This is a genomic window from Chitinophaga sp. 01L420 (assembly GCF_056399985.1).
The window spans coordinates 72,034-78,163 of the sequence record NZ_JBFTSK010000038.1 but is presented as its reverse complement, the minus strand read 5'-3'; the positions used below and the strand labels follow the sequence as shown (position 1 = coordinate 78,163).

Genomic DNA, 6,130 nt, shown 5'->3' with positions numbered 1-6,130 from the left:
AAAGGAATATGCCCTTGGATTCGGTATCGAATAGCTTCCGCCGCCTGTATAATCAGGATCCAGCCTTAACTTGTTTGCTCGCCATAAAATTCCCAGGTTATTTGCGTATCCATAAATACGAAGGCTACTAATTGGAAATCCTTTGCCCTTTCGTTGAAATGTATAAGCTACCTGGATATCCTGTAAACGAATCTGGTCCCCTCTTTCGACCAGTACCTCAGATCCATTATAAAATGCATCACGCTGATCGTCTGCCGGATATATTAGCGCAGGGACATTTGTGTTTTTTTCATCCCCTGAATTTTGCCATCGCTTATCGAAGTCTGCTTGCCGGTAACCATTGTTTCCTGAATTGAATGACCCCCTTCTGAAATAATATCCCATTTTATAAGTGATGTTAAAAGAAAGCTCTATTGCCTTATATGAAAAATCATTGCGAAGGCTTCCAAAGAAGGTGGGATTTGCAGAACCTATATAAACAAGATTGGTCAGATTGGTAGAGTTTAAAATAGATCCATAATCTTGGCTCAGTTTACCGTCTAACATCCCCTGTGGATTTCCTTTATTGTCAAGTCCTTTCCAGGGATAGGCAAATATTGCGGAATAAGGCTTTCCAACTATTGGATTCATGTAGTTAGACTGGATATAATTATTATTGACTCCGGTTTGAAGTTTATAGGAAGTGATTTTATCCCTTACATAACTAAACAGGAAATTTGTAGACCATTTAAAGACTCCTTTTATATTTATGCTGTTCAGATTAAAATCGACCCCTTTTGTGAGCATGTCTGCAGTATTGCCGATAAATTGAATATTCCCTGTTTGAGGTGACACTGGGCTATTACCTATTAAGTTTTCTCCCTTCTTGGAAAAGAAATCAACACTTCCGGTCAATCTGTTTCCCTTACTTCCGAACTCCAAGGCCGCATTGATGATGTGTACCCTTTCCCAGCTTAATTCTGGGTTTGGCGGATTTACAATGATCTGTTGGGGCGCGCCATATATATTAGTACCGTCGGTTTTTGCTGTAGTATATGCAGACAAGTTTTTACTCAGGTTGCCATTATAGCCATCGGTAAGCCGAAATTTTAAATAAGGTAACGCTGCTAGGTTATAAAATTTCTCCCTACTTATGTCCCAGGACAAACCCAGGGAATAAAGTGGAATACCTTTCTGGTTGGCCCTTACACCAAATAGATTTGATTCATCTCTTCTGGCACTTGCTGAAAAGGTATACTTGTAATTATATGTATAGGCAGCATTAGCATAATAAGATAGAAAACGATCTGAACTTCCATTTTGGCCATATGTATTTGGAATACGATCCGAGCTACCATTGGGCTGTTTGATAAAATCTGCAAAGTAATCTACAGGAATGTTTGTTGCATTGTCCTCATTGTATCCATATAGTTTATTTATCCGGCTAAAAGAGTTGTAGTCTCTTATCTCAAAGCCTCCAATTGCACTGAGATTATGTTTTGAAGATAGTATCTGATTATAGTTAAACTGAGCCCTTCCTGTATTACTCTTATAATTTGTAGCATTGTTAGTTAAGATTCCACCCAACGGAATAGGGTAAGAAATACTACCAGATGGATCAACCTGCGTGAACTGATTAATCATCAGGCGAGTGGTGTAGCTACCCTGATCATTTAAGATATTTTGATCTATTACACCTTGCTGGTATTGATAATTTATACTTAACCTGAGAACTTCAGAGATAATTTTGTAGTTTAGTCCTATGTTTACTCTGTAATCAGACAGATCAGTTTTATTGCTATTATTTAGGCGCTCACTATAAGGGTAGTAGTTCCAGTCGAGATAACTGGAATTCGAAAGTGCATCCTTGCTCGCCTGACGAAAATCCCTTATGACGGATAAGGCGTTTCCTTTATTATCAACAACCCTTTCATAGGGAAAAGAAGGAGCATACATAGCTGCATTACTGCGTGTAAGACTTTTAGTGAAAAACAAATCAGTTGTTAACTCCAGTCGTTGTTGCAGTAGTTTATATGTATTGCGGGCGTTTAAGGTAAACCGATTATAACCACTGGAAACGGGACTGTTCAAATTCCGATCGAAACCACCTGAAATGTAATATTGATCATCTTGGCTGCCACCACTAAGGCTCAGCGCATATTGCTGATTCACTGATTTTCGAAGGAAATACCTGGAATAGTCACTTCTTGAATCTATCGATGAAAGTTTATTCAATTGATCGGTTGCGTCTGCGTGGCTGATTAAGCCATTTTTTTCCCTATCTAAAATATCCACCACTGACGATTGTACCACATAAGGAGAATAAGAGAGGTCTCCATCATACTTGCCCTGATCAAACCAGAATTTTTCCAGACCAATATATTCCTTAGGGGTTAATTGGGGGATTGCATAGATATCAGGCTTGCCGGTTATGGTTAAATTCGTGTTGAGAGATATATTTGGTTTTTGATTTTTTTTCCCTTTTTTTGATGTGAGTACGATGACGCCATTTCCGGCACGAACTCCCCATATGGATGCAGCAGCGGCATCTTTTAGGATGGTCACAGATTCTATGTCATTTGGATTAATGTTGGAAGGATCGCCTTCGTAAGGAAAATTATCCAGAACAATCAGCGGCTCTGTATTGGCAAATAAAGTACTCCTCCCACGAATACTTATTGAGGGGTCTCCTCCTTCGTTTGAAAAACCAACACGATTTGCATCTTTATTAAAAATAACACCACTGGAAACACCATCTAGTCGGCTCAGGATATCTGTACTGACGCTTCTATTTAAGAGTTTATTATCTAAATAGTCAAAGGATCCGGTAACTCGTTCTTTGGGTATCAGCTGATAACMTGTAGATAACACTTCTACCTCCGATAAGTTACTGGAGGTGGCCACTAAGTGAATCTGAATATCCTGCTGACCGGATAACGGGAATTCCTGATGCTGATAGCCTGTGAAAGAGATTTGAAGTGTTGCACCCTGTGGAGCACCAGAGATAATGAATCTGCCATTCGCATCAGACACAGCTCCTATATTGGTGCCTTTAACTCGTATTGTGGCACCTATTAGAGGCGTACCTGTTTTATCTGTAACCCGTCCCCTTAAATTCCCATTAGCAGCAGAATCTGAGTTGAGAGGGGGGCGATTAGTTGTCATTGATCCGCGGCCAATGATACGAATGGACTTGCGCGCGTTGTCGATCTCCCAACCAAACTTCTTGTTATCTAAGAGCATCGTCAATGCCTGATCTACAGGAACATTTTTAACTTTAATAGTCTGCCGTTCGCTGGTATTCAGCACATTGTTACTGTAAAAAAAAGTAAGCCCGGTTTGATTTTGGATACTGCTTAAGATGTCTGAGAGCGCCGCATTAATAAAACTGAGAGAAACAAATGCATTCTGGGACAGTATGTTTATTGGCTTTTGAACGGCAAAAGTTGTGTTTACCATAAGAATGCATAACATTCCCGTAATAATGTTACAAATGAATGCAAACCTTAAAATATTGCTGTTTAATCATTGATTTTTTCGTTCGCTGATATTTTATAACAGGAAACTAAAATAATCCTGCCGTGTACCAGTAAATACAACGGGGCTGTTTATTGGCTTAACAATTCGTTAACCAAAGAAAGAGAAGACTTACAAAAACCTTTTTTAGTTTTACCTCGTTAGTAAACTTGTAAGAATTTTATTGCTCATAACTAACTTGACATCTCGGTTGAAATTACAGGACACTCTTTATTTTTCTAAGTCTATTGGGGAATAGGCTGGATAGGAAAACAGTGAATTACGGCAAAACCAGTATGGCGTAATTGAGATCGCGCAATGTTGATACTTTTTCCTTACTGATACTCATAATAAACCAAACCGATGTTTGGGCTCCCCTTGGCGCCCACACCTCTTTAAACAGGATGAGCTCTCCATGCTAGAGAATTACAAGGACGATTGTCACTTGCTGAATGCGATTAAAGAGGGCGATGAATCCGCCTTCAGAATAATATATGAACGCTATCGAAAACCATTATTGATTTACGCCTTGCGATTTGTTGATGATGAACAGGTTTGTTTTGACCTGGTGCATGACGCCTTTATAAGTCTATGGAACAAGAGGGAACAAATCATTAAAGACAGACAGACTATTTCCTATCTCTTTACAATCGTTCGAACCCGCTCTTTCAATTATCTCAGGGATCAGCGGGTCAAAAAGAAAAGAGAATCGGATCTCCCAATAGATGCTATTCTAATGCCTGAAAGCAAACTGGAGCAAAGCGAATTAAGTCAGCTTTTGACTCATGCTATTGCCAGTATTACCTCCCCGGCTTCTAAGAGAATTTYTGAAATGCGGTACCTGGAAGATATGACATTTAAGGAAATTGCTATATCCAGATCCATCAGTACCAATACAGTAGGCGTTCATCTCAGTAATGCCGTAAAATTTCTTAGAATAAAACTAAAAAATTATACAAAGGAATAAAGATTAATCAGGAAATCGTGTTTTAAGATTATGAGGAGTAAACTTAATGAAGATGAAATAGAAATCTATTTCGCTCTAAAGCTATCGAATTCCCTATCGGAAACGGAGCTAAGTACCCTCAATGAAATCATTGAGGAAGATCCAGTGTTAAAGGCCAGATGGGTGGAGTTCTGTAAATATTATCCGGAAAATGATAAAGCCAACCATTTCAAAAGGTTTGAAGATGAAAATTTATGGAAACCTTTAAATATTGTTGAGCAGGAAACGGAAAATCAGCATGTCCGGCCATCGTTCCTATTTACACTTCCCAAAAGGAGCATTGTGGCATTAATATCCGCTGCAGCAGTAGTGGCACTAATACTATTAATTTATCAGGGAAGTTACTTTACAATTCCTACACCCAAGTTAGCCATTAATAAGACAACCATTAAAGCAGCCCAAAACGTTTGCCTGATACTTTCAGATGGAAGAAAGATCAGTTTGAATGAAGATCAAGGGAATTTTAAACATTATGGAATTCAATTTGARCAGCAGGAGGGCCTATTCAGTATGAAAGCACCTGCAGGGATGAACGGGATCAACCAGCTTATTGTGCCGGCAGGAAAGAATTTCAATCTGAAACTTGAAGACGGATCGGTGGTGCAAATCAATTCCAACACAACGGTATCCCTGCCTATGGCCTTCTCTGATAGTAAAAGAGAAATCTGGATTAACGGGGAAGCATATATTAAAGTCGCCAAAGATGCTGACCGGACATTTGTTGTGCATACTAAAAATGGAGATATACAGGTTTTAGGAACCGAATTTAATGTTAACACTTACGATCCCGGTCATACCAGGGTATCTCTCGTAAGCGGTTCCGTGCGCATTGCAACAGCTAAAAAGCAACTGCTCATGAAAGCAGGAGCAACGGCAATCACCAGTGATAATAAAGATATCCTTTTACAAAATGTAAGCCCGAACCGGGAACTTGCATGGAAAGAAGGACGCTATTTCTTTCAGAATTCAGGACTGGCAGAGATCAAAAAAGTGCTGGAAAGATGGTATGGTGTTAATATCACTGTAGAGAATTCTTCTCTCAGGGACCTGAGGTTCACCGGAGGGGTGAATAAAAAAGAAGATATTAAAATATTCCTCGACAATCTTAGCGCAGTAACTAATCTAAAATACCAACAAAATCCCGAAGAGATCATTTTACATTGAGGCTAAATCAGAACGATAGTTTAAAGGTGCCAATTTCATAATTGTTAAAGAATATGTATGGACCAAAACCAAACCGTTATCGAGTTTAGAGACATTTGTATTGAGGAAGCAGTTAACTTCAAAGTCCCACCTGCACTCATTGAAATTCTTTTCATCAGAAATCTTTTCAAATTCAAAGAGCATCGGCATCTGATTACAGACTACCTGAAAAGTGGCGCCCTGTTCCGTTTTTTAGAAAACTGGAATGGACCATTTGAAGTAGTATTATTCCTGGATCAGCCTGCCATCCGGTTTGCAGATGGTATCACGGTGGGGGCAGACATGAACCAGGATCCTACAGCTTATTACAGGTGGGAAAGAGTGATCCATCTTTTATATATGGATATAATGCCTTCCACCAGAGATCAGATCATCAGGAACCTTGTTAAAAGGATAGGCGCTGTTTTATGTTTGAGCTACGCCTGA

General features: G+C 39.3%; 4 protein-coding genes. 3 read left to right on the top strand and 1 reads right to left on the bottom strand.

Going from position 1 to position 6,130, the window contains the following annotated elements; all coding sequences use genetic code 11:
• The coding region (locus AC1DP6_RS27355) for a SusC/RagA family TonB-linked outer membrane protein (RefSeq protein WP_477057706.1) at positions 1-3,438 on the bottom strand (3,438 nt) is incomplete at its 3' end.
• Between the two features lie 472 nt (positions 3,439-3,910).
• Between AC1DP6_RS27355 and AC1DP6_RS27350 the strand changes: the two genes are divergently transcribed.
• The 3 genes from AC1DP6_RS27350 to AC1DP6_RS27340 are packed head-to-tail and all read left to right on the top strand — an operon-like array spanning position 3,911 to position 6,130.
• Positions 3,911-4,462 (top strand): RNA polymerase sigma factor, encoded by a 552-nt coding sequence (locus AC1DP6_RS27350; protein WP_477057705.1) that lies wholly within the window; start codon positions 3,911-3,913, stop codon positions 4,460-4,462.
• 30 nt (positions 4,463-4,492) lie between these two features.
• The gene (locus tag AC1DP6_RS27345; protein WP_477057704.1) at positions 4,493-5,665 is read left to right on the top strand and encodes a FecR family protein; all 1,173 of its coding nucleotides are present in this window, start codon (positions 4,493-4,495) and stop codon (positions 5,663-5,665) included.
• 57 nt (positions 5,666-5,722) lie between these two features.
• Entirely contained in the window at positions 5,723-6,130 is a 408-nt protein-coding gene (locus AC1DP6_RS27340; protein ID WP_477057703.1) for a hypothetical protein, read from the top strand.

Coding starts and splice junctions, on each gene's coding strand:
- AC1DP6_RS27340 (WP_477057703.1), top strand. CDS start 5,723: ATGGACCAAAACCAAACCGTTATCGAGTTTAGAGACATTTGTATTGAG.